General features: G+C 59.9%; 2 protein-coding genes. Both read right to left on the bottom strand.

All coding sequences use genetic code 11. The annotated features are described in order from the left end of the window. Positions 1 to 44: 44 nt before the first annotated feature. Positions 45 to 437: an ISAs1 family transposase gene (locus AAGW05_RS18525; protein WP_411806030.1), complete on the bottom strand. Its 393-nt coding sequence runs from the start codon at positions 435 to 437 to the stop codon at positions 45 to 47. A 7-nt stretch (positions 438 to 444) separates the two neighbouring features. After that, the coding region (locus AAGW05_RS18520; protein WP_411806029.1) for an ISAs1 family transposase at positions 445 to 780 on the bottom strand (336 nt) is incomplete at its 5' end.

The raw sequence follows: 780 nt of genomic DNA, 5'->3' as shown, positions 1-780 counted from the left end.
GTCCCTCGTGCGCCTGGAGTAGTCGCTGGACCCACAAATCAGGGCTAATGCAAAGTCGTTGGTAGTGGTCTGCTTCTGGCGAGTTTGAGGGCGCGGTGGGCGTTTCTGGCGGTGTGTCTGGTGGCTTTGGCGATGTTGGTCATTCTTCCGATCCGGTAGAGGCTGATGGCGAGAATCCGTAGCGACGCCATGAGGCGGGGTGCATTGCAGGTCCGCACCATTGACTTGTCCTCCAGGGAGACCACGTCCAAAACCCAGTGGAGGCGATTTTCGATCGTCCAGTGTCCACGGACTATGGTTTTCAACTCCGCGGCGCTGGTGGTTTCTGCTGGCAGGGACGTGATGATGTAGACAGTTTCCACACTCCATTTGGTGCCGTTGGTCCGGCGGGATCGGCGGGTGATCTGCGCGGCCTGGGCGACGTGTGGGAAGAGAATGCCAGCATCAATGGCGAACGACCTTGATGCAGCGGGATCCTTTGCGACCGTGGCTCTTGTAGGGCTGTGTGTTGCCGACAGGGACGCCCTTCCGCGGCAGTTCCTTGAGCTGGCGCTGCAGGGACCGCTGATTCCCCTTCACGGTCATGATGTAATGGGCGCTGCGTTTGATCAGGTACTCGGCGTGGGACCGCTGGGTATGGAGTGCATCGGCCGTGATCATCATGCCAGCGAGGTTCTTGATGGTGTTCAGCAGGTCCTCGAAGCAGGTGATCTCGTTGGTCTTTACACCGATGCTGATCTGCCCCAGGATGGTGCCGGTGGCGTGGTCCACGGCGGCCAT

The organism is Arthrobacter sp. LAPM80, from assembly GCF_046736435.1.
Classification (GTDB): domain Bacteria; phylum Actinomycetota; class Actinomycetes; order Actinomycetales; family Micrococcaceae; genus Specibacter.
Note: the sequence above shows the minus strand (reverse complement) of the source record. Positions and strands in the feature narration are given on the sequence as shown.